At 36.1% G+C, this 22,820-nt stretch carries 20 protein-coding genes and 3 pseudogenes; 6 read left to right on the top strand and 17 right to left on the bottom strand.

The genetic code is table 11. The features are described 5' to 3' along the window. The first annotated feature begins 179 nt into the window (after nucleotides 1-179). Nucleotides 180-1,539, top strand: a pseudogene (locus MKY29_RS06210) (IS1182 family transposase). Nucleotides 1,540-1,732: 193 nt separating this feature from the next. Here MKY29_RS06210 and MKY29_RS06205 read toward each other — a convergent pair. The 12 genes and pseudogenes from MKY29_RS06205 to MKY29_RS06150 all read right to left on the bottom strand — a co-directional run bounded on the left by MKY29_RS06205 (nucleotide 1,733) and on the right by MKY29_RS06150 (nucleotide 13,268). Beyond that, nucleotides 1,733-2,407, bottom strand: coding sequence for an LrgB family protein (locus MKY29_RS06205; protein WP_340879323.1), 675 nt, complete (start codon nucleotides 2,405-2,407; stop codon nucleotides 1,733-1,735). Continuing rightward, nucleotides 2,404-2,781, bottom strand: coding sequence for a CidA/LrgA family holin-like protein (locus MKY29_RS06200; RefSeq protein ID WP_090562993.1), 378 nt, complete (start codon nucleotides 2,779-2,781; stop codon nucleotides 2,404-2,406). The genes MKY29_RS06205 and MKY29_RS06200 overlap by 4 nt, the downstream gene beginning before the upstream one ends. Before the next feature lie 251 nt (nucleotides 2,782-3,032). Next, complete coding sequence (locus tag MKY29_RS06195; protein WP_445677890.1) at nucleotides 3,033-3,854, bottom strand: polysaccharide deacetylase family protein; 822 nt, start codon at nucleotides 3,852-3,854, stop codon at nucleotides 3,033-3,035. 293 nt (nucleotides 3,855-4,147) lie between these two features. Beyond that, nucleotides 4,148-4,550, bottom strand: a pseudogene (locus MKY29_RS06190) (MarR family transcriptional regulator). Then, entirely contained in the window at nucleotides 4,534-4,857 is a 324-nt protein-coding gene (locus MKY29_RS06185) for a transporter suffix domain-containing protein (RefSeq protein ID WP_340879321.1), read from the bottom strand. The pseudogene MKY29_RS06190 and the gene MKY29_RS06185 overlap by 17 nt, the downstream one beginning before the upstream one ends. Nucleotides 4,858-5,170: 313 nt before the next feature. Then, the gene (locus tag MKY29_RS06180; protein ID WP_340879320.1) at nucleotides 5,171-5,803 is read right to left on the bottom strand and encodes an ABC transporter permease; all 633 of its coding nucleotides are present in this window, start codon (nucleotides 5,801-5,803) and stop codon (nucleotides 5,171-5,173) included. 77 nt (nucleotides 5,804-5,880) lie between these two features. Beyond that, the gene (locus MKY29_RS06175) at nucleotides 5,881-6,780 is read right to left on the bottom strand and encodes an ABC transporter ATP-binding protein (protein ID WP_340879319.1); all 900 of its coding nucleotides are present in this window, start codon (nucleotides 6,778-6,780) and stop codon (nucleotides 5,881-5,883) included. Nucleotides 6,781-7,487: 707 nt separating this feature from the next. Then, nucleotides 7,488-8,900, bottom strand: coding sequence for a dihydrolipoyl dehydrogenase (gene lpdA, locus MKY29_RS06170; RefSeq protein ID WP_090563005.1), 1,413 nt, complete (start codon nucleotides 8,898-8,900; stop codon nucleotides 7,488-7,490). 3 nt (nucleotides 8,901-8,903) lie between these two features. After that, nucleotides 8,904-10,262 (bottom strand): dihydrolipoamide acetyltransferase family protein, encoded by a 1,359-nt coding sequence (locus tag MKY29_RS06165; protein ID WP_340879317.1) that lies wholly within the window; start codon nucleotides 10,260-10,262, stop codon nucleotides 8,904-8,906. A 31-nt stretch (nucleotides 10,263-10,293) separates the two neighbouring features. Beyond that, nucleotides 10,294-11,271 carry an alpha-ketoacid dehydrogenase subunit beta gene (locus MKY29_RS06160; RefSeq protein ID WP_090563011.1) on the bottom strand — a complete coding sequence of 326 codons (978 nt, stop codon included), beginning with the start codon at nucleotides 11,269-11,271 and terminating at the stop codon, nucleotides 10,294-10,296. 3 nt (nucleotides 11,272-11,274) lie between these two features. Next, complete coding sequence (gene pdhA, locus MKY29_RS06155) at nucleotides 11,275-12,387, bottom strand: pyruvate dehydrogenase (acetyl-transferring) E1 component subunit alpha (RefSeq protein WP_269921400.1); 1,113 nt, start codon at nucleotides 12,385-12,387, stop codon at nucleotides 11,275-11,277. 233 nt (nucleotides 12,388-12,620) lie between these two features. Further along, nucleotides 12,621-13,268 (bottom strand): YkyA family protein, encoded by a 648-nt coding sequence (locus tag MKY29_RS06150; protein WP_340879316.1) that lies wholly within the window; start codon nucleotides 13,266-13,268, stop codon nucleotides 12,621-12,623. 133 nt (nucleotides 13,269-13,401) lie between these two features. Here MKY29_RS06150 and def point away from each other — a divergent pair, with 133 nt between their 5' ends. Then, on the top strand, nucleotides 13,402-13,959 hold the full coding sequence (gene def / locus MKY29_RS06145) for a peptide deformylase (protein WP_090563020.1): 558 nt from the start codon (nucleotides 13,402-13,404) through the stop codon (nucleotides 13,957-13,959). 131 nt (nucleotides 13,960-14,090) lie between these two features. On the opposite strand, the gene MKY29_RS06140 is transcribed toward def, so the two are convergent. Together MKY29_RS06140 and MKY29_RS06135 are read right to left on the bottom strand one after the other, a co-directional pair. Next, nucleotides 14,091-15,020 (bottom strand): carbohydrate kinase family protein, encoded by a 930-nt coding sequence (locus MKY29_RS06140; RefSeq protein ID WP_093494355.1) that lies wholly within the window; start codon nucleotides 15,018-15,020, stop codon nucleotides 14,091-14,093. A gap of 13 nt (nucleotides 15,021-15,033) precedes the next feature. Beyond that, entirely contained in the window at nucleotides 15,034-15,807 is a 774-nt protein-coding gene (locus MKY29_RS06135; RefSeq protein ID WP_241596137.1) for a Cof-type HAD-IIB family hydrolase, read from the bottom strand. Between the two features lie 428 nt (nucleotides 15,808-16,235). On the opposite strand from MKY29_RS06135, the gene MKY29_RS06130 reads away from it, so the two are divergent. The 3 genes from MKY29_RS06130 to MKY29_RS06120 all read left to right on the top strand — a co-directional run bounded on the left by MKY29_RS06130 (nucleotide 16,236) and on the right by MKY29_RS06120 (nucleotide 19,078). Then, on the top strand, nucleotides 16,236-16,445 hold the full coding sequence (locus MKY29_RS06130; protein WP_090563028.1) for a DNA-dependent RNA polymerase subunit epsilon: 210 nt from the start codon (nucleotides 16,236-16,238) through the stop codon (nucleotides 16,443-16,445). Nucleotides 16,446-16,448: 3 nt separating this feature from the next. Further along, nucleotides 16,449-18,116: a ribonuclease J1 gene (rnjA, locus tag MKY29_RS06125; protein WP_093494353.1), complete on the top strand. Its 1,668-nt coding sequence runs from the start codon at nucleotides 16,449-16,451 to the stop codon at nucleotides 18,114-18,116. 335 nt (nucleotides 18,117-18,451) lie between these two features. Continuing rightward, a complete protein-coding gene (locus MKY29_RS06120; RefSeq protein ID WP_340879315.1) occupies nucleotides 18,452-19,078 on the top strand; it encodes a LysE family transporter in 627 nt (208 codons plus the stop codon). On the opposite strand, the pseudogene MKY29_RS06115 reads toward MKY29_RS06120, so the two are convergent. The 3 genes and pseudogenes from MKY29_RS06115 to MKY29_RS06105 all read right to left on the bottom strand — a co-directional run bounded on the left by MKY29_RS06115 (nucleotide 19,075) and on the right by MKY29_RS06105 (nucleotide 21,988). After that, a pseudogene (locus MKY29_RS06115) lies at nucleotides 19,075-20,408 on the bottom strand (amino acid permease). The gene MKY29_RS06120 and the pseudogene MKY29_RS06115 sit on opposite strands and share 4 nt — an antisense overlap. 235 nt (nucleotides 20,409-20,643) lie before the next feature. Continuing rightward, complete coding sequence (locus MKY29_RS06110; protein WP_093494350.1) at nucleotides 20,644-21,303, bottom strand: potassium channel family protein; 660 nt, start codon at nucleotides 21,301-21,303, stop codon at nucleotides 20,644-20,646. A gap of 76 nt (nucleotides 21,304-21,379) precedes the next feature. After that, nucleotides 21,380-21,988, bottom strand: coding sequence for a TlpA family protein disulfide reductase (locus MKY29_RS06105; RefSeq protein ID WP_093494349.1), 609 nt, complete (start codon nucleotides 21,986-21,988; stop codon nucleotides 21,380-21,382). A 282-nt stretch (nucleotides 21,989-22,270) separates the two neighbouring features. Here MKY29_RS06105 and MKY29_RS06100 point away from each other — a divergent pair, with 282 nt between their 5' ends. Next, on the top strand, nucleotides 22,271-22,813 hold the full coding sequence (locus tag MKY29_RS06100) for a helix-turn-helix domain-containing protein (protein ID WP_241596143.1): 543 nt from the start codon (nucleotides 22,271-22,273) through the stop codon (nucleotides 22,811-22,813). Nucleotides 22,814-22,820 lie beyond the last annotated feature (7 nt).

Below are 22,820 nucleotides of genomic sequence, written 5' to 3'. Positions count from 1 at the left end.
TTAGTATTTTTCGTATTAGGGTTAGTTGATTTTCGTTTCGGCGGACGCTTTCCGCGGGCCCGGCTCAAGTCTCCTCGTCGCAAGCTCCTGCGGGGTCTCGAGACTCGGGCTGTTCCCGCAGGAGTCGCCGCCTACACTACAATCAACTACCTACTAAATAAACATTGAGGTGAATGGATATGATGACTAAAAATCAAAACGTTGAACGCGATCAAATAGAGATGATTACTATTGATGAACTTATACCACAAGAATCATCTTGTACGAAAGCTTGAAGCTACCATAGATTTTTCATTCATATATCCATTAGTTGAACCTCTGTGTTCTACCTTCGGTAGACCAAGTATTGACCCGGTTGTTCTATTTAAAATGACTTTTGTTCAGTACTTATTTGGAATTCTTTCAATGCGTCAAACCATAAAGGAAATTGAGACGAATGTGGCATATCGTTGGTTTTTAGGGTTTGGTTTCCATACAGAAGTATCACACTTTTCAACTTTCGGTAAAAACTATGTTCGCCGTTTCCAAGACTCAGATATCTTTGAACTGATTTTCTATCAAATTCTCAAGGAAATTGCTGATAAGGGATTGTTGAGTGCTGATCATGTTTTCATTGATTCTACTCACGTCTAAGCGTGTGCGAATAAACGCAAATTCGAAAAGAAAATCGTCCATAAAGAGACTCGTGCATATGAGGCAAAGTTACAAGAAGAATTAAATTTAGATCGTATCGACCACGGAAAAAAACCTTTTCCTCCAGAGAAATTTGAGAAAGAGGAAACGAAGGAAATCAAAGAAAGTACAACAGATTCAGAGAGTGGTTACTACGTAAAAGATGAACGAACAAAGCAGTTTGCTTACTCATTTCATGCTGCAGCTGATCGCTATGGATTTATTCTCGGAACGATTGTAACACCTGGTAATGTTCATGATAGTCATATGCTTCAACCGCTCGTCGAAAAGGTAATGAAAAAAGTGAAAAAGCCTCTTGCTGTTGCTGCGGATGCTGCGTATAAAACACCTGCGATTACGAAATTCTTGTTTGAAAATGATATTAAATCGGCACTTCCATATACACGTCCGAAAACAAAAGAAGGATTAATGCGTAAAAATGAATACGTGTATGATGAGTACTACGATTGCTATCTTTGTCCGCTAGGGCAAACTTTATCTTATGCAACAACTACTAAGGAAGGGAAACGTCAATATAAGTCTGATCCAACTCAGTGTGCAAAGTGTCTTTTATTAGCACAATGTACGAGTAGTAAAGACCAACGAAAGATAATAGAACGGCATATTTGGGCAGAGTATGTTGAGGAAGCGGACCACCTTCGTCATCAGAACGAAATCAAACAAATATATGCGAGACGTAAAGAAACGATTGAACGTGTCTTTGCCGATGCGAAAGAAAAGAATGGTATGCGATGGACAACCCTACGTGGGATTAAAAAATTGTCCATGCAGGCGATGCTAACTTTTACTGCCATGAATTTAAAGAAACTTGCCAATTGGACTTGGCAAAGTCCACAAATGGCATAAAAGAAGATACTCGGATAGTATTTTGCCTATCAAATTAGGCTTTAAATAACCAAAAATCAATAAAATTTGAAAAAAGCATTCAGAATGTGGCCATTCTGAATGCCTTTTGTCTACAATCTGAGGAACTCATTTTGATGAGTTCCTTTTTTATATTGCACAAAAATATTAAGCTATTTGGGATGATGTTTTTAAATTAGATTAATAGAGTAAATAACGGGCAAACAAATGACCCTAATATTGCACTTAAAGTCATAGAAACAGAGCCCATTGTTAATGTTTCCTCCCCATACTCCCCTAGTTTTGAAACACCAATACCGTGAGAGGCACTTCCCATTGATATCCCTCTACTTATCGCATTATCGATGCGAAAAACCCTCAAGATAGTGGGGCCAAGTATAGCTCCAACTAAGCCTGCAAAAATAACGAAAACAGCTGTTAATGTTGGGATACCTCCTATTGCCTCACTAATTGGAATAGCAACCGGAGAGGTAATCGATTTCGGTAATAATGACAATAGAACATGTTCATCAAATGACAATAGCTTAGATAAAATAGTAATACTGATTAAACCTGAAAACAAAGCAATCAATACACTCAGGAGTATTGGAACTTTATAGTTGTAAATTTTCTCTCGGTGAATATATAGGGGATAGGCCATACTGACAACAGCTGGTCCTAATAATTCATTTATCCACTTTCCCCCCGACATATATGTATCATAGGGTATTTTACTTACTAATAAAATTATCACAATCAGTACTGTTGTAGAAAAAATAGGGATCAATAGCGGGTATGTAAATCTCTTATAAACGATAGACATTACATAAAAAAGCACAATTGTTCCGATTACCATCATAATTGCAATCATTCAATCTGCTCCTTTTTTATTGACTTCCCTTCAACATACTGACAAAAAACTCCGGTTATTATGATGGTTATTATTGTACTAATGACAATTGATACAACCATTCCTAAACCAGCCCAAGATAAGAACTCTGGATAATCCATAATTCCAATAGTAGCTGGTATAAAAAATAGCGCCAAAAAGGTTAATAAAAAACCTGCTCCATCCTTTATAAGATCAACCGGTATTATTTTAAAATATAAACAACTAAAAAGTAAGAACAGTCCAATAATACTTCCAGGAAATTGAAGGGAGAGACTTTGTACAATCCAAGATCCGATAAGCGAAAAAAGATACAAAATAATTACCTGAAGCACAATCCGAATAATTTTAACCATATATGCACTTTAAAGAATCTACCATAAAGCTATCACCTCCGAAAAAATGGTATGTAAAAAAAATATATTCTTTATACCATGTCCTGTAGAAATACTAAGTTGATAATAGGATGTTTTTTATTACAGTAAGTTCAACTAATTGTAGTACTATTGAAGACTATCGATTTAATGATTTTCATTAAACAGAATACAAGATACAAAATTGTACACTCTCTTTAAAAACACCTTTGGAATATCCAAAGGTGTTTAAATTATTGTATTCCTTTAATTGTTTTTGGATCAATCAGATCATAACCTTTTGCACGCAGCCCCTCTACAATACCCTGCAAAGCCTCTGCAGTCCATTCACGATCATGCATTAATAAATTTGCGCCATCTGTTAAATATTCAGTGTTCACCATAATATCAGTCAAACTTTCAGCAGTACGATATTGTTTTTCCCAATCATATCCATATGTCCAATTCATTAAAAGCATACCTTCTTGTAGGACAAGAGATCTACTAAAGTCTGTATTAACTCCAAAAGGTGCACGGAAGAACTTAGGCTTTTCACCAATTACTGCTTCTACGGTTTCATTTACTTTTATAATTTCTTCCTTTTGTTGGTCCTCAGAACTCTCTTTTAAATTAGCATGGGTTTGTGTGTGATTTCCGATTGAAAAACCCATATCATAAATAGCTTTTAAATTGGCTTTTTCTTCATCTGTATCTATAAAATGTCCATTTACGAAAAAGATAGCAGGTGCATTTAACTCTTTCAAAGTTTTTGCCATTTCTACTGCATATTTTTCAGGAGCATCATCAATTGTAAGCAAAACCGCTTTTGGATTCGCAGCTCCAATTGGCTGGAATGTCCAGTTTGCCTCGTTTAATTCGTATAGCGATTCGGGTTCCTTAATAGCAACTTCCTCCTCTACTACCTCATCCTCATTCATTTCTTCTACAACAGGCTCCTGAGATACTGGGGTTGTCTCTTCCGTTTCCTTTCCTACTTCAAGCTTTTCATCTGCAATACCACAAGCAGAAAGTCCAAGTAACATAATTGCTGGTATTATCCAAGTTGTAAGTTTCAATATAATCACCCTGTCCCTTCCTCTTTATTTTAACAGGCAGAAGAGATAGTTAGTAGGGTATATTTCTATGCCTAAAGGCTAATCTTGCAATTAGTTCTTCAAAAATCGCAACGAGAGAATAGTTAATCCTTATTCGACCAGAACTAAGATCGCCCATAAGCACAAGTAAATTTAAGTACATCACTTCACAATCTTCACTTTCTTATAAACTACTGAAATATTAGTACTAACTCCGACTTTCTAAAAACTCTTGACGAAATGTAAAAAAAACAATAACAAATTCTTAATAATCATCACAGATACTCAAATATTTCTCGTAGCTTTTGAAGCATTAATAACTTATTTGTCAATTCTACAGATGACAAACTCTCATGATATTTATCAGAAACTTATTAATGAAATGCTTCCATTTCTTTTTTATAAAGCAACCCTTTTGCCCAATTCAATTGAAAATGTACGCTTGTCCTCTACATGTTGTTTTCTAGTTATATAGTCTTCCTTTTCAAGTTTTGCTAACTGTTGACTGACCGCACTTTTCGTAACGCCCATTTTTTCAGCCAGTTCTGTAGGTGAAGTAAATGGCCGTCTAATAATTAAATTTAACAATACATATTGTTGGTCATTTATTTTTAAAATAAAATAATCTTTTTCTCTTTTCTCGAGTATAATCCATAAGTCTTCAATCGTTTGATTGATCTAATTTGCTATATTTTTCACATCTTTGTAACTCACTTTTTTTCCGCCATTTTTTTGGATTTAAGTAGCTTTTAAATTTTGCAGCTACTTCTTTTCCAACAAGTAAAGCACCTATCCAAAACATAACTTCAGCTATTATTATGCTAATTGTTATGGTAACAGCTTTTACTTTAGTTGGAAGTGAAGTAAATGGCGTGATAATCGGAATTAGCCACATTGAAAGTGAGAGGATCAAAAGTCCTATTCCAAGTTTATACAAACTTGATTTTTCTTTTTTCATTTCTGTAGAAACTTTTTCTTTTTCCACTTATAAATCCCCTAGTTCTTTAGTTTACTTAACTAAATCATATGATAAAGGAAAATTGATTACAAAAATATTTGAAGATACATTTAAGAAAATACTTCTTCCAATTCTGTTTTGTTATGTAAATTGTAAAAATTTTGAGCGTTTTATATTTTCATTTGAATTCAATAAGAAAAGATCTGACTATCTCATGTATTGTAAAACCAATCTATATAGAATTGTCTTAAAATTTCTATTACCTCCGAAACTAGGAATGACACCAAAGTAAGTCGTCCATGGTTAAATAACTACATACTTTTCTAATGATAGTTTTCATTTAGAGTTTTCTACTTTTTGAGACCACAACTATAAAAATCGTAATCAAAATTAGGCTGTAAATAAAGATCCAGGCAAACTGAGCGTAAACCAATAAAGGGACAAAGGTAATCTTATCTCCCACACTCATAATTTCCAGGGAATAACGTAGTGGTGGTAGAAGCCAGGTTAGTATTTTTACTTTTAGAATATCTGCTTTCGCCACTGCAAGAGCCAAGGAAACAACCAATATACTAATAACACCCCACCAAGAATTTACATTGCTTTTTACAAGTTCCCTCGTGAAAAATAAGGACAGCGCAATCGAAAGAATGGCTAAACTAAAATGCGCCAAAAACCCGATGACAATATGGATGGTAAGGAGTCCAGGCTTAAAGACATGAAAAACGATAGGATACACCACTGCTACAATGCTTAGTATCAGACCGACAAATGCACAATTAATCACGAGAGCTAGATAATATCCACTTTTATTTTTTGCATGTAAGATAGTAAGTTGTTGTAGACCTTGATCCTCTGCATGCAAAATCGTGATTGTGACCCAACCCATAATAAAAAACAACACTAATGACGTAAATGAATAGCTATCTAATATAGGATTAGGTATGAAAGTATAATTGATGATGAGAATCATGATAAAAACTGATACGGGGGGAACGTATTTGTGTGTTCGTATATAATTAGCAAATTGGTAGTGTAACAAGCCCTTCATTATTGTATTTCGACCCCTTTTTTAAAACTGTCATAAAAATCATTTTCCCCTTCTAAAGGCGCTAAAAGCTGGATTGTGGCCCCTCGATCCAGAAATTCTCTTACAATTTTATTCGTTTGTTCTTTACTTACACTCAGTTCTATCAACCTATGTCCTGAGCTGGTTTCTTTCTCTTTCTCGATGGTTACTTTCTCTCTTAACAGATTGAGTGATACGGTGTTTGACAGTTCAAAGACTATCCTGTTCATGGGCTCATCTTGTATATGTTGATTTCTAGTATAGGTGATTTGGCATTGGTGGATGACTAGGATGCGGTCTACTACCTTTTCAAGCAACCTTGTCTCATGACAGGTTAAAATAACACTAATATCCCTTTCCTTTAATGAGATTAACAGTCTCTCGAATTCTATTTGTGCCTTTAAATCGAGACCAGAAAGCGGCTCATCCATAATCAGTAGATCAGTTTCTTCGAGCATTGCCTGCATAATAATTACCTTTTGTTTCATCCCCTTAGAAAAATGCTCTATTCGGGTGTTTTGGTTTTCTTCCATATGAAATATTTCCAACAAGCTGTTAATCTGTTTTTGCAGCCACTCTATCGGCAGACCTCTAATTTTCCCCATGTATGTCAGATACTCTCTCGGAGTAAATGGAATAACCACAGGAGTCACCTCTGGTACGTAACCAATGCGGACCGGCTCTCCATTTTGAAAAATGATTTGGCCACTATCTGGCTTCGTTAACCCTCCAATCATTTTCAATAACGTACTCTTTCCTGACCCGTTTTTTCCAACAATAGCCGTAATCTCCCTGGAAGGAATAGAAAGGGACACCCCCTCCAGTACTGAAATGTTTTTGAATTTCTTGGTTACATTCTTTAATTCTATGAAAACATCCACTTACACTCATCCTTTAACTCTAGTTAATAGTATTTGTACGTAAATCTATTTAGTAAGTTTCAATTAATTGCAATAAATTTACACTCATTTCTCTCCCCGCTAAACGCTTATAAAAAAGGTTCTTTGTCAAATAACGCTGGTGAACATTGAATTATATTAAGGCTGATTAGAATGTCAGAGAAACTGGCTTTCTAATCAGTCTTTTTTTATAGTGAATCGAATACCCTGTTTCTTTCCGTTCCAGATGGCGCTTTCCGCGGGCACGGATTCAGCCTCCTCGTCGCGAAAACCGCGCTCCTGTGGGGTCTTCAGCTCGCGCTGTTCCCGCAGGAGTCGACATCTTTTACTCCAAGAAACCTAAATTGTACTTTAAATCGGGTGAAAACTTATAACCTAAAAAGGCAGACTAGGCTACTTCTAAGTGTAGTTGTCTTAAATCAGATTCAACTGGCTTGAATTTAAAGTGATTTAGCATTCTAATATCATTAGTACTTGACAAGTGGGTTCCTTCCAAGATGATGGTTTTCGACGACTTTAATTCTACGGGGAGCTTCACTTGTTTTCTATTTAAAATAGTTAGTGCAGTTCCATCACCTTCACCAATAATCTGGTGAAGGTGATTTTTTTCACTAACGTTATAAATTATAGAACCAAAAAATAGACTTGTCGCAAAAGCGAACAAGTCTATTTTTAACCTAAATGGTAAATTATTTAGAAAGAATATGAATTGGATGACCCATAACGACTTCTGCCGCTTCCATAGCAATTTCACCTAATGTTGGGTGAGCATGAATAGTCATTGCAATATCTTCTACAGTCATTCCTGCTTCGATAGCTAAACCAAGTTCAGCAATCATATCTGAAGCTCCTTGACCAACGATTTGAGCTCCAAGTAATAAACCATCTTCTTTACGAGAAACTAGTTTAACGAAACCTTCAGTAGCATTCAATGCTAGTGCACGACCGTTAGCTCCGAATGGGAATTTTCCAGCAGCAACGTCATACCCTTGCTCTTTTGCTTGTGCTTCATTAAGACCAACAGTAGCCATCTCTGGATCAGTAAAGCAAACAGCAGGAATTGCTAAGTAATCCACAACAGATGTTTGACCAGCGATTGCTTCTGCAGCTACTTTCCCTTCGTAAGATGCTTTATGAGCAAGTTGAGGACCAGCAACAATGTCACCAATAGCATAGATATTAGAAATGTTTGTACGACACTGTTTGTCTACTTCTAATAATCCACGCTCAGCGAATTTAAGACCAATTTCTTCAAGACCCATCTCATCCGTATTAGGACGACGACCTACAGTAACTAAAACATAGTCAGCTTCGACTTTTTTCTCTTCTCCACCAACTTCATAAGTTACTACTACGCCATTATCCGACTCTTCTACACCTTTAGCAGATGCTTTAACTGCTATCTCAACGCCTTTTTTCTTCAATCCTTTTTTAACAATTGTTGTCATTTGTTTTTCGAAGCCAGCTAGAATATCATCGCCACCTTCAACAATTGTAACTTTTGAACCTAAGTTAGCAAAAGCAGAACCAAGTTCAGTACCGATATATCCACCACCAATTACAACTAAGTTCTCTGGAATCTCAGGTAGACTTAATGCACTAGTAGAGTTCAATACACGTTTAGAGTATTTAAAAGTTGGAATTTCCACAGGGCGTGACCCTGTTGCGATAATTGCATTTTTAAATGTATATGTTTGCGCCGATTTTTCATCCATTACGCGAACAGTGTTAGCATCAACGAAATACGCTTCACCCATAACTACTTCTACGTTGTTTCCTTTTAACAATCCAGAAACACCGCTAGTTAATTTTTTCACTACACTGTCTTTGAAAGCTTGTGATTTAGAAAAATCGATTTTTACATCTGTAGCTGTAATTCCCATATCATCAGCGTGTTTTGCTTGTTCAAAACGGTGACCAACAGAGATTAACGCTTTAGAAGGAATACATCCTACGTTTAAGCAAACTCCTCCGATATGTTCTTTTTCCACAACTACAACTTTTTGTCCTGTTTGTGCTGCGCGAATAGCTGCAACATATCCCCCAGGGCCTGAACCTATTACAAGTGTATCTGTTTCGATTGGGAAATCTCCTACTACCATTTTTTACGCCTCCATTAATAATAGTTCTGGACTGCTAAGCAAACGTTTCATATGATTCAAAGCGTGCTGTGCAGTCGCACCATCGATCATTCGATGGTCAAAGCTCAATGATAATGCTAACACAGGTGCAGCCACAATTTCACTATTTTTTATTACAGGTTTCTCCGAAATTCGACCAATTCCCAAAATAGCAACCTCTGGATGATTTATAACTGGAGTAAACCATTGTCCGCCCGCTGATCCAATATTAGTAATAGAACAAGATGCACCTTTCATTTCAGCTGCAGCAAGTTTACCATCACGTGCTTTTCCAGCAAGTGCATTAATTTCATCTGATATTGCAAAAACAGATTTACGATCCGCATTTTTGATAACTGGAACTAATAAACCTTTATCAGTATCTGCTGCGATACCAATATTGAAGTAATGTTTTTGGATAACCTCGTTTGTATCGTCATCATAAGATGTGTTTAACGCTGGGAATTCTCTTAGTGTACTTACAAGTGCTTTCACTACATATGGTAAATATGTTAACTTGATATTTTTTTCAGCTGCAATTTCTTTGAACTTTTTACGGTGTGCAACAAGTTCAGTTACATCTACTTCATCCATCAATGTAACATGTGGAGCAGTATGTTTGGAATGTACCATTGCTTTTGCTATTGCTTTACGCATTGGTGAAAGCTTTTCTCTAGTTTCAGGGAATTCTCCTTCAAATGAAACTGGAGCTGAAGTTTGAGCTGTTTGTTTAACTTCTGCATCCGTAGATGTCTCAGCTTTTTCTTCCACTGCTGAAGGCTGATCTCCGGATAAGTAGGCTTCAATATCTTCTTTTAAGACACGACCATTTTTACCTGAACCAGTCACTTCCGAAATGCTAACATCTTTTTCACGCGCAAACTTGCGAACAGAAGGCATAGCAATTACACGTGTATCGCCTTTTGGTTGCTCCTTAGGTGCTGTGTTAGTGTTTTCTGTAGAAGCTTCTTTTTTGTTCGGAGTCTCTACTTTTTCTTTGTCTACTACTTGACCATCTTCTGCAGTTGCTTGAACTTGTGCTTCAGTTTTTTCTTCTGCTTTGTCCTCATCACTATGATCGCCTTTAAATTTAAGGTCTTCATAACCAGGTGCATCAAGCTTAACTAGTATATCTCCAACAATAGATACTGTCCCTTCACTTACCAAAACTTCCGTAACTTTCCCTTTTACAGGAGAAGGAATCTCAACAACTGCCTTATCATTTTGTACTTCACATAAAATATCGTCTTCTTGTACCTCATCGCCTGCTTTTACAAACCACTTAACAATTTCACCTTCATGTATACCTTCACCTATATCTGGTAATCGAAATTCAAATGACAATGTATTCACCCTTTCTATAACAGATTTTGTATTAGAATGTTAAAACTTTTTTAGCTGTTTCTACTATATCCTTAGAACTTGGTAACCAAACCGTTTCTGCTTGAGAGAACGGGAAAACAGTATCAGGAGCAGTTACACGTAATACAGGTGCTTCTAAGCTTAAAATTGCACGTTCTGTAATTTCTGCTACAACGTTAGCTGCAATACCAGCTTGCTTTTGCGCTTCTTGAACAACCATTGCGCGACTTGTTTTTTCTACAGAAGCAATAATTGTTTCAATATCTAATGGCTGCACAGTACGTAAATCGATTACTTCTACAGAATGTCCTTCTTTTTCAAGTTCTTCTGCAGCTTTTAAGCTTTCATGTACCATCGCACCATATGCAATAATAGTTAAATCTGATCCTTCACGTTTTACATCAGCTTTCCCAAGAGGAATTGTATATTCTTCTTCAGGAACTTCGCCACGGAAAGAACGATATAATTTCATATGCTCCAAATAAATTACTGGATCATTATCGCGAATTGCTGAGATTAGCAATCCTTTTGCATCGTATGGAGTGGAAGGAATAACAACTTTCACACCAGGTGTCGAAGTCATAAGAAGTTCTAAGCTATCTGCGTGCATTTCCGGTGTATGTACACCACCACCGAATGGAGAACGGATAGTTACTGGTGCATTAAAAGCTCCTCCAGTACGGAAACGCATGCGAGCTAGCTGACCAGCTATAGAATCCATGACCTCAAAAACAAAGCCAAAAAATTGGATTTCTGGAACAGAACGGTACCCTTGTAGTGAAAGACCTACTGCAAGACCACCAATACCTGATTCTGCAAGAGGTGTATCAAACACACGATCTTCTCCAAATTCTTTTTGTAATCCTTCTGTTGCGCGGAAAACTCCACCGTTAACGCCTACGTCTTCACCGAAGACTAAAACGTTTTCATCATTTTTAAGCTCAGTACGGAGTGCGTCCGTAATTGCTTGAATCATCGTCATTTGTGCCATCGGTTACTTCGACTCCTTCTCTGTGTAGTAAGCTAATTGCTCATCTAAGTTATATGGATTTTCTTCATACATAATATTAATCAAATCAGTTACCTTTTGTTTAGGTGCTGCATCTGCTTTTTTAACTGCTTCTTTAATTTCTTCTTTAGCTTTTTCAATTACTTCTGCTTCTTTTTCTTCACTCCAAATACCTTTTGTTTCTAAGTATTTACGGAAACGAACTAATGGATCTTTCTTTTCCCACTCAGAATCAGTTTCTGAAGTACGATAACGAGTCGGATCATCTCCTGCCATCGTGTGAGGACCGTAACGGTAACACATAGTTTCAATTAGTGTTGGTCCTTCTCCATTAATTGCACGTTCTCTAGCGTCTTTTGTTACCGCATAAACAGCTAAAGGATCCATACCATCAACAAGTACACTAGGAATACCAGCAGCAATACCTTTTTGAGCTATTGTTTTTGCCGATGTTTGTAGTTCACGAGGTGTAGAAATCGCGTATTGATTGTTCTGTACGATAAACACTGCTGGTACTCGGAAAGCTCCAGCAAAGTTAATACCTTCATAGAAATCACCTTGCGATGATCCACCATCACCAGTATAAGTAATCGTAATCGCTTTTTTACCACGTTTTTGCATACCAAGCGCTACACCTGCTGCTTGAATAAATTGTGCACCAATAATGATTTGAGGTGGGAAAACATTTACACCTTCAGGAATTTGGTTCCCCATAAAATGCCCACGCGAGAATAGAAATGCTTGCCATAATGGTAAGCCATGCCAAACAATTTGAGGTACATCACGGTAACCTGGTAGAATAAAATCCTCTTTTTCAAGCGCATACTGAGATGCTAGTTGAGAAGCTTCTTGACCTGCCGTTGGAGCGTAAAAGCCTAAACGTCCTTGTCTGTTTAAAGAAATAGAACGCTGATCTAAAATACGTGTATAAACCATACGGCTCATCAACTCTACTAATTCCTCATCTGATAAGTTAGGATTTGCTTGTTCGTTCACAATTTCCCCGTCTTCATTTAAAATTTGAAACATTTCAAACTTATCTTCAATTTCATGAAGCGTTTTCATAGGGTCTAACTGCGCTTGTTTGTTTGCAGCCATTATTACATCTCTCCTTTTCTTCTGTATTAAAATTTTCATCTAAATATAGTAGTACAACAATATTTCATTATTAGTATACTCAAGAATAAATCTTGGGTCAATCATATGAAATAAACGAATTTAATTGTCGGAACATTGTAATATTAACAATCTGTATCACTCTCGAATTATGTCTGTACTATATCAGATTACTATAATTATATAAAAAAGCAGCTCTACGTAGAGCTGCTTTTTTATTTTGCATCTTTCTGTAACGAAGTTAACACTTCTTCTTTAACCTCATTTACCCTGATAGTTGCATCATTAAACTTCTGGACAGATTGTTGAACTAATTCGTTATGCAAATTTACTTCCTTAACTTGTTCTTGTATTGTAGTTACATCCGCAGATTCATCAACTAACATTTTGTATAATTCCTGCTGCATATTAGCCAGTTCATTATAGTTAGTCGTAACTTCTTCATACGCTTTAATACGCTCATTCAAAGAAGTCTCTATTTCTTTTAGACTTTCTTTTTCGGAAGCTTCTTTCGTTTCAGAAACAAGTGAACTTATTTGTTTGATACTTTCAGAAGTTGATTTTATTGAGACAGCTTCCTTTTCAACTAAAGCTAATCTAGTTTTTAATAGAGTTGCAGTATCTTCTACCATTGTCGTAAGTTCTTCTTTTTGATCTTTTGTCAGTTCCATCATCTGTTGAAAGTTTGCTTGTTCTTTTGACTCTGTATCCGCTAATTCTTCTTGTACATCTCTATAATCGGCTTCCAGATCATAAATTTCTGATAAGATGGTTGATAGCTTTTGTTCTGTCGAATCACCAAAATTACAGCCAGCAAGAAGTAATATAATGCTGCAGATGAGTATATATTTGCTTATTTTCATCAATGAACCCCCTATACCCATTCAACTATAATTGTAATAACTATTAATTTCAACTGACAAAAAGGCTGTTTTTGTTTAGTATATGGTCAAATTTCGCTATAATAGATATATGAACATTGAAAGGACGATTAAAATGATTTTAATGAATAATATTGTCAGAGATGGTCATCCATCTTTACGAAAAAAAACTGAGGAAATAACTTTCCCATTATCAGAAGAAGATTTAACTCTAGCAAATGAGCTATTGGAATATGTTATTAACAGTCAAGATGATGAAATGGTAGAGAAATATAAAATACGACCAGGAATTGGTATTGCAGCTCCACAGGTAAATGCTAACAAAAGAATGTTTGCTCTTCATTTAGAAGATGAAAACAATGAAGAGGTTAGTTTTGTGGCAGTAAATCCTAAAATAATTAGTCATTCTGTTGAAAAAACGTATATTTCTGCTGGAGAGGGTTGCTTGTCTGTTGATGAAGTAATTGAAGGATATGTCCCAAGATATGCGCGCATTACTGCAACAGGATTTTACCCAGACGGGACTCCTTTCAAAAAACGTTTAAAAGGACTAGCAGCTATAGCTTTTCAGCATGAACTAGATCATTTAAATGGCATCATGTTTTATGATCATATAAATAAAGAGAATCCATACGCTCCTATTCCGGATTCTGTTCCATATGAACGAAAATAAACCAATACATAAAACGCCAGTCCTATAAGTGTAGAACTGGCGTTTTTGTATTGAATTGGAGTTTCTAGTCGCGGTTTATATTTTTTATATTGCGATTCTTCACTCTGACCTTGCGATTTCCATTGATAAACTCATTTTTCCAAATCAATCAGTCTCGGCATGGCAGATAATGCACCAGATTTAGTTGCACAGATCCCACCTAATTTATTGCCAAACGAAACATACTTGACCCAGTCATCTATTGATGATGGGTACCCTTCCAAATAAATCTTAGAGAGAATACCTGCGACAAAAGCATCTCCAGCTCCGGTTGTATCTATGGGAATTACTTTTTCTACTGAAACATGCTCGACTTCCCCATTAATCACTGCATAGGTTCCTTCAGCACCGATCGTAATCAATACTGCGTCAATATTATAAGGCTTTAACTGTGCGATTCCATCTTCTATTGTTGTCGTATTAGTTAAAAAGAATAGTTCTTCCTCGGTTAACTTTAATATATTTACAAAATCAAAAAAAGAACAAATAGTTTCTTTACAAATCTCTTCACTCTTCCAACGTAACGGTCTAATATTAGCATCGAAGGAGATAAGAACATTCGATTTGTTCATACTCTCAACAATTTTTCTCGTGGTCATAAGAGCAGTTGGATGAAATAGAGTTCCTGAACAGAAATGAAATACTGATGTCTGATCAATTGCCTCGCTTTTAATAGAGGAAAAGTCCACTTGGATATCAGGTGTCTCATCTACATAACGTTCGAAATGACGTTCATTATTTTCCAACAGGTGAACATAAACTCCACTTACCTCTTTTTCCGGAACAATTTGTGAAAAAGATAAATCTACACCTTCAGCCATTAATTCATTTCTTACAAATTCAGAGGTTTCATTTTCCCCAGTAACGGTTATAAACGAGGAAGCTGCTCCGAGACGAGCAACACCTGCAGCAACATTAACAGTAGCTCCACCTAAAAACTTTGAAAATCGACTATTACTCTGGTCTTCTGCAATATAGTCGACAAATGCATCCCCAAATATGAGGACAAACTTCTTGGACATCAAACAAACTCCTTTAGATTAAACTTAATTTTTTCATTGCATTAGTTAGTCCGCTCTCTGATACATGATCCGTAACAAAAGTGGCGTGTTCTTTTAACTCTTCTACACAGTTCCCCATAGCGACACTTGTCCCAGCAAATTGAAGCATTTCAATATCATTTAAGCCGTCTCCAAATGCAACTGCATCTTCCGGTCCTCTTCCAATATGCTTTAGTAAAAGATCCATCCCTTTTGCTTTTGAAACACCCTTAGGAAGAACATCACAAGAAACACGATGCCACCGGACGAATTTCAAATTAGGAAAAGCTTCTTCATATTCTTTTTGCTCTTCAAAACTGCAAAAGATTAGTGCCTGATGAATATCATTGGTTAAAAAGAAATCTTCTGCATAACGTGGCAAGTCTACCTTCAATGTAAAAATACTATCAAATACATCGGGATGGTCTTTGAAGTTAGAAACCATCTCATCACTATCCATATAAACCAATGGTTGATTCCTAGCATTTGCAAAGTCCGTCAAACGCGTCAGCTCTTCCTTTGCAAGAATTCCTTTATGTAGCACCTTTCCTCTAAACTGAACAATTTGTCCATTATAGCAAACAAATGAATCTATTTTTAATCGATCTAATACAGTTTTAGCAGTAAAAGGGGAACGTCCAGTGGAAATAACAATTTCATGTCCGTTATCTCTGGCTTTTTGAAGGGCTTCTTCCACACCATTTGGAATATTTTTGTCGTGATCTAAAATAGTTCCATCAATATCAAAAAATAAAATTTTGTTTTTCATAATAATTTCTCCATTCTCAAATACAAATTATTTGACTTTTCCGTCTAAATCCTTTACACATCTATTCCTACAGTATATAATACTCTATAAGGAGTGAATAGCCATGTTGAAACGCCTGAAAAGGAAATTGTTGAGACGGCTCGGTGGAATGCTCAGAAACAAAACGATTGCATAAAAATGAAACTTCAATCTGTCGGGTGGCATCCCCGCTGATTGTTAGTTGAATCATTCGGGCGTTTACGGGTAGTTAATCTCTCAATTACGCTTCAGTCCATGGACAAAGCGCAAAAGGGGAAGTTATACTGCCCGTTAACGCGGGATAAATACTTTTGCCCTCTAAATTGGAGGGCTTTTCTTTATTTTAAATAAGTGTCGTGATAATATAAAGAGAATTGATTTATTTTGAACGTGAAAAAGGAGAGTATAAAATGATTTTTAAAGTTTATTATCAAGAGAATGCACTAGAAGTACCAGTTCGCGAAAACACACAATGTTTATATGTAGAGGCAGAAAATGAGCGCGAAGTTCGTGCACTTTTAATAGACCGCAAATACAATATCGAATTAATTCAGTTGCTTGAAGGTAATCATTTAGAGTACGAACAAGCAAGCGAGAATTACAAAGTAGAGAAGATTTAATATATGAAATTTGTAAAAAATGACCAAACTGCGGTTTTCGCCCTCGGCGGACTAGGCGAAATCGGCAAAAACACATATGGCGTTCAATTTCAAGATGAAATTATTTTAATCGATGCTGGTATTAAGTTTCCAGAGGATGACTTACTAGGCATAGATTATGTAATTCCTGATTACACTTATTTAGTGAAAAATGTCGATAAGATTAAAGGTTTATTTATTACACATGGTCATGAAGATCATATTGGTGGTATTCCTTATCTTTTAAAACAACTTAATGTACCAGTTTACGGAGGAAAGCTAGCGCTTGGTTTATTACGAAATAAATTAGAAGAGCACGGCTTACTACGTCAAACAAAAATGATTGTTATTCAAGAAGAAGATATTATTAAATTTAGAAAAACTTCAGTAAGTTTCTATCGTACAACACATAGTATTCCTGATGCTTTTGGGATTGTTGTCAAAACTCCACCAGGTAATATTGTACATACTGGTGACTTTAAGTTTGACTTTACACCTGTAGGTGAACCTGCGAACTTGACAAAAATGGCAGAAATTGGTCGCGATGGTGTTTTATGCTTACTATCGGATAGTACAAATGCCGAAATTCCGAACTTTACAATGTCTGAACGTAAAGTTGGAGAAAGCATGGATTCTATCTTCCGAAAAGTAGATGGTCGTATAATCTTCGCTACTTTTGCTTCTAATATTCATAGACTTCAACAAGTAACAGATGCAGCAGTTCTTCATGGTCGTAAAATTGCTGTATTTGGTCGAAGCATGGATAATGCTATGACAATCGGTCGTGAACTTGGCTATATTACTGCTCCAAAAGAAACTTTTGTGGATGCGAGTGCATTGAATCGATTACCGGCGAATGAAGTATTGATCCTTTGTACAGGTAGTCAAGGGGAACCGATGGCTGCATTATCACGTATTGCCAATGGTACACACCGACAAATTCAGATTCAACCTGGAGATACAGTAGTATTTTCTTCTTCTCCAATCCCAGGAAATAGAGCGAGTGTCAATCGTACGATTAACTTGCTATTCCGCGCAGGAGCTGAAGTAATCCACGGATCATTAAACAATATTCATACTTCCGGTCATGGTTCGCAAGAAGAGAATAAACTTATGCTTCGCCTTATGAAGCCAAAGTTCTTTATGCCGATCCACGGAGAATATCGTATGTTGAAAATTCATACTGAGTTAGCCGTAGACTGTGATGTAGATCCGGATAATACATTCATTATGGAAAACGGCGAAGTACTAGCCTTAAGTGCCAATGAAGCACATGTTGCTGGACGCATCCCTTCTGGTGATATATATATTGATGGAAGTGGTATTGGTGATATAGGTAATATTGTTCTACGTGATCGCCGTGTCTTGTCAGAAGAAGGATTAGTTATTGTTGTCGTAAGTGCTGATATGGAAAAGAAAAAAATTGTATCCGGTCCTGATATTATTTCTCGTGGATTCGTTTATATGCGTGAATCAGGAACAATGATCAATGAGGCTCAACAAATGTTGAACAAGCATTTACGATATACTATTCAAAGTAAAGATACAGAGTGGTCCGAATTGAAAAATGAAATTACGGATGTACTAAGTCCGTATTTATATGAGAAGACGAAACGACGTCCAATGATACTTCCAATCATTATGGAAGTGTAAAATAATCCCCTCAGAATCCATGGATTCTGAGGGGATTTTATTAAGAATATAAAAATGAGCGCTTACTCTCTTTAATTAAGATAGAAAAGTATATAAAAATGTCACATGAACTCTTGGTTGGTGCAAAACATGAGGTCGAAGCCATGTCCACAGAAAGTGTCCACTCTTCACCCAATCAACGACATAGCTCGGTTTCTGATCAGAGAGGACCGGGCGTTTTTAGCCCTGTTTTTCTTATGACAAAATATAAAGAGATTTCTTTTACTTTGCTTAGTTGTACAATCCCGTCTTCCTGAATATCATACAAAGATATCATTACTTTGGGGGACTCAATTATGAATTCTATCTTTGCTTATGTTTTTTTAGGTTTTTCCTTAGCAGCTCCAGTAGGACCAGTCAATGCTGCACAATTAAATACAGGTATTAAAAACGGTTTTTTCCACGCATGGATTTTTGGATTTGGGGCGTTATTAGCAGATATTTTGTATATGGTATTGGTCTATTTCGGTGTTGGTCAATTTATTGATTCTCCATATATCAAAATATTGCTTTGGTCTTTTGGCTGTTTTGTACTAACTTATACTGGAATAGAAAGTATATTCTCTCTACATAAAATAAAGTTAAACTTTCGCAAAGAGAAAAAGATTAGACTAAGACAAACATTATCGTCTGGATTCCTTCTATCTCTGTTAAATCCATTAACAATCCTTTTTTGGTTAGGTATATTTGGTTCTGTTCTAGCAGAAGCTTCTCAAAAACTTACGGAAAGTCAACTTTTTTTATACAGCTTTGCAATTATTGCAGGAATAATATTATGGGATACTTTTATGGCCTTCCTATCAAGTGGGGCACGTAAATTCCTATCTAATAAGTTTTTAATCATAATCTCCATCATATCATCTCTTTCAATGCTTGGTTTTGGGATATACTTTGGAATCCAAGCTTACCAGTTACTTTTTTAAGTCTCATCTTCTTTCCATCTCTTGCGTAAAAATAACACTATGATGGCAATAACTGATAGAAATCCTAGACTGATAAAAAAACCTGGTCTACTAGTTGTATGGAAGAGTGCACCACTAACAGCTGCTGATACAAGGATAATTCCTATTATTCTTTTTATCTTATCTGCTTTTGTTGCTTCAACTAGCCTTTGGTACATAGATAAGATAAACAGCCAATTATAAAGCAACATCAAGGCGGCGGCTGTAGTTATATACTGATAGACTTTTTCTGGTAATAATAAAGAAGTTACTATTGAAAGAATTAGACCTACTGAAGTTAGTGCTATTGCTGGTAACGGCATCTTAAATTTTTTTTTCGTTTGCTTGCTAAATATTGCAGGTGCATCACCCTCTTCAGATAAGGTTGTAAGAATAGTCGTAACTGAAAAAAGGGATGCAGACATAGTTGAAAAACCGGCAATGATAATTGCAGCTGTAAACACATGAGGGAAAAAGTCTAGGTTAAAACCAGATAAAGCTGTAACAAATGGACTCTTGTCTTCCTTAAACTTTGTATAAGGCATTAATAATAATGCCAAAGTAAGAGATGTAATATATATTATACCAAGTAAGCCTAGCATGACTTTACCAGACTTCGGAGCATCTTCTTTCTTTTTCAAATGAATTGCCATAACTCCCATTACTTCAATTCCACCATGGGCATAAAAAGCAAATAAAAGTGCACTCCAAAAGCCTAAAATTCCTTTCGGGAAAAAAACCTCTAAATTACTAGGAACATCTCCCTTTGGACTGCCGTCTAGTACCCCTGTTAATGCCAAAATGGCAATGACGATAAACATAAAAATAGCAGCAATTTTCATTACTGCGAAAACACTTTCCAATTTCCCAAACGCTTTTGCTCCAATAAATAGTACAAGTAATCCACAAATTGCGTAAATTAAAGCAAATATCCATAAAGCTACCTTCGGAAACCAAAGCTTAGTCAAAAGAGAAATTGCTGTCAATTGACTGCCAATGATTAAAATTTCAGAACACCAGTAAACCCACCCACTACTAAAGCCCGCCCATCGCCCATAAGCTTTTTAGCATATGTCCTAAATGATCCTTTTTGTGGATCATTTGCAGACATTTTAGCAAGTGCTTCGAACACTATATAAGTAGCACAGGCGGCCATAATAAAAGCCAATATTACGGAGGGGCCAGTCATTTGAATCGCTATGCTAGATGCTAAGAAAAATCCTGTCCCTATTATACATCCTACCCCAATAAGAGATAACTGCCACCAGGTTAGATGGGCCTCTTCTTTATTGTTAACTTGTTTTTTGGGCATGTTGCACCTCCTCGTAAACTTAGTCTTTCACGAGGAATTATAATTATGTGTCCAGATAACTGTAAAAGTATGGTTACTATTAGTTTAGATTTCTTTCCACTTAGCCATCCATGCAGCATAAAATAGTGCTGAACGACAGAGAATTTAAATGGTTAGAAGAGTCAATACTGGTTGTTCAATGAAAAGAGGCTATTCATGACCATAGTCACAAACAACCTCTTAAGAATACTGTTTTTTATGATAATACTTTTTTTTCAAAACGAATAATATCTACATCTGCTCCAATAATGATTAAAATATCATTAAGTATTAGTTTTTCATCCGCCTGTGGAGAAACAATGATATTTTTCCCACGTTTGACTGCCACAATATTGATACCATATCTTGCTCGGATATCTAAATCAATAAGCGATTTACTCGCTATTTTCTCATTCACGATTATTTCCATAATAGAATGTTCATCGGAAAGCTCCAAGTAATCCAACACATTATTGGACAAGATATTATTAGCAATACGAATACCCATATCTCTCTCAGGATGTACTACTTGGTCTGCACCGATTTTCCGTAGCACTTTTTCATGATAGTCATTTTGTGCTTTAGCAGTGATTTTTTTAACACCAATCTCTTTTAGCATTAAAGTAGTGAGAATACTCGATTGAATATCATCACCAATTGCAACTATAACATGCTCGAAGTTTCGGATTCCAAGTGATTTAAGCACAGCTTCATCTGTTGTATCAGCTACTACTGCTTGCGTAGCGATAGTCGCATACTCATCTACTCGCTCGGATGCTATATCAATTGCCATAACATCCGCTCCTTGATCAATAAGTTCTCTAACAATACTACCGCCGAATCTCCCTAAACCGACTACAACAAATTCTTTGTGCATTTTAATGCCCCCTACATATCTAATACAGTAAGTTTACCACATCCAATCAGTTTATAGATACGAAATCTATTAGTCATTATTTGTTCTCATTCATCAGCATAAGTAATCTTTTTTCTAACATCATCATACCTGTTTCTCCCGATTGTATATGACGTAATAATCCCTTTTTATCAAACAAATAAAAAGAAGGAACAATTCGATTTTGAAATTGTTTAGTTACAATCAGCTCGTGGTCAAGATAAATGTAATCTTCCATCTGTCCTTTTTTTATTGCCTCTTTTATACGCTTCTCCTGTAAGTCCTCTTTAGATCTTGGCATATGAATACCTACAAGTTGAAAAGTCTCCCCATATTTTCCTTTCCACTGTTTAATGTAATTATATGCTCCTCCACATAAAGAGCAGCTTACTGACCAAAAGTAAACGACAACAGGCTTTTCCCCTATTAACTTTTCATTGTTTATATGCCCATTTATCCATCTCGAATCAGTCGGAAATGATGGTATTTTGGTACGTAGCTTCACTGCAAATATCCCTTCTTTCTTTAAGCATTCATTTATTATATGCGTACACCAAAAATAGCGTTTATCCCGATTTACAAGCTGAAATACCGTTAACTCAATTTTGGGGAGAAAATCGAGAATAATAATTAAGAACAAACAGCTGCTAAGCTCAACGTAAAACATAGACGAAAAACTCTACGTCATGTGGCTTCATCTATGTGATTCACATCCCGTGTGCCTTAGTCCAACAGGATATGTGTCACTCGGGCATCGCCTCACGATGCGGTGTTATTTGTCTGAGTTCTAATTTCCATCAGAAAACCCCACTGTTAGAAGTTTCACTTTATCTAGCTTAAAAAAACTTTGAAATTCGTCAAATAAATTGTTAAAGTAAACTTTAAGTTGTGTTAAAATAAACTTTGTTTGAAAATAATGCTGTTTTATTTCCGAAGGAGCCTAAAAAATATGCAAATTGGGAAAAAAATAAAAAGGTTACGCTTAAAAAAAGGTCTTACTCAAGAAGAATTAGGCGAAAGAACAGACTTAAGCAAGGGATTTATCTCTCAATTAGAAAGAGATATAAACTCTCCTTCTATAGAAACACTATTTTCGATTTTAAATGTTCTTGGCTCCAAGCCAAAAGATTTTTTTGATGACGAGCAATCACGCACGAAAGTGGTATACCCAACAGAAGAACAGACCGTTTACTTGGACGAAGAAAAAAAGTACAAGCTCCACTGGCTGATTTCAGAATCAAATGAAAATGAAATGGAACCGGTGTTAATTTCACTGGATCCGGGTGGACAATTTAAACAATTTGAGCCTTCTCTTTCCGAGACTTTCATCTATGTTCTACAAGGTAAGGTGACCCTAACTTTAGGTAAGCAAACCTATATTGCATCTGCTGGTGAATCTCTTTATTTTGAAGCAGCTGACAATCATCTCCTACAAAATGCAGATGAGGAAATCGCTAAGGTAATCTACGTCGTAACTAATTCTTATTTGTAAGGAACTT

Origin of the sequence: Psychrobacillus sp. FSL K6-2365, from assembly GCF_038003165.1 — a bacterium.
Taxonomy (GTDB): Bacteria; Bacillota; Bacilli; order Bacillales_A; family Planococcaceae; genus Psychrobacillus; species Psychrobacillus psychrodurans.
This window is presented reverse-complemented; position numbering and strand designations above follow the sequence as displayed.

What these genes read in the sequence shown, in the direction of transcription:
- MKY29_RS06105 (WP_093494349.1), bottom strand. Translation starts at nt 21,988, where the DNA reads ATGTTTTACGTTGAGCTTAGCAGCTGTTTGTTCTTAATTATTATTCTC.
- MKY29_RS06160 (WP_090563011.1), bottom strand. Translation starts at nt 11,271, where the DNA reads ATGGCACAAATGACGATGATTCAAGCAATTACGGACGCACTCCGTACT.
- pdhA (WP_269921400.1), bottom strand. Translation starts at nt 12,387, where the DNA reads ATGGCTGCAAACAAACAAGCGCAGTTAGACCCTATGAAAACGCTTCAT.
- MKY29_RS06200 (WP_090562993.1), bottom strand. Translation starts at nt 2,781, where the DNA reads ATGGTTAAAATTATTCGGATTGTGCTTCAGGTAATTATTTTGTATCTT.
- MKY29_RS06205 (WP_340879323.1), bottom strand. Translation starts at nt 2,407, where the DNA reads ATGATTGCAATTATGATGGTAATCGGAACAATTGTGCTTTTTTATGTA.
- MKY29_RS06120 (WP_340879315.1), top strand. Translation starts at nt 18,452, where the DNA reads ATGAATTCTATCTTTGCTTATGTTTTTTTAGGTTTTTCCTTAGCAGCT.
- MKY29_RS06180 (WP_340879320.1), bottom strand. Translation starts at nt 5,803, where the DNA reads ATGATTCTCATCATCAATTATACTTTCATACCTAATCCTATATTAGAT.
- rnjA (WP_093494353.1), top strand. Translation starts at nt 16,449, where the DNA reads ATGAAATTTGTAAAAAATGACCAAACTGCGGTTTTCGCCCTCGGCGGA.
- MKY29_RS06130 (WP_090563028.1), top strand. Translation starts at nt 16,236, where the DNA reads ATGATTTTTAAAGTTTATTATCAAGAGAATGCACTAGAAGTACCAGTT.
- MKY29_RS06110 (WP_093494350.1), bottom strand. Translation starts at nt 21,303, where the DNA reads ATGCACAAAGAATTTGTTGTAGTCGGTTTAGGGAGATTCGGCGGTAGT.
- lpdA (WP_090563005.1), bottom strand. Translation starts at nt 8,900, where the DNA reads ATGGTAGTAGGAGATTTCCCAATCGAAACAGATACACTTGTAATAGGT.
- def (WP_090563020.1), top strand. Translation starts at nt 13,402, where the DNA reads ATGATTTTAATGAATAATATTGTCAGAGATGGTCATCCATCTTTACGA.
- MKY29_RS06100 (WP_241596143.1), top strand. Translation starts at nt 22,271, where the DNA reads ATGCAAATTGGGAAAAAAATAAAAAGGTTACGCTTAAAAAAAGGTCTT.
- MKY29_RS06140 (WP_093494355.1), bottom strand. Translation starts at nt 15,020, where the DNA reads ATGTCCAAGAAGTTTGTCCTCATATTTGGGGATGCATTTGTCGACTAT.
- MKY29_RS06135 (WP_241596137.1), bottom strand. Translation starts at nt 15,807, where the DNA reads ATGAAAAACAAAATTTTATTTTTTGATATTGATGGAACTATTTTAGAT.
- MKY29_RS06150 (WP_340879316.1), bottom strand. Translation starts at nt 13,268, where the DNA reads ATGAAAATAAGCAAATATATACTCATCTGCAGCATTATATTACTTCTT.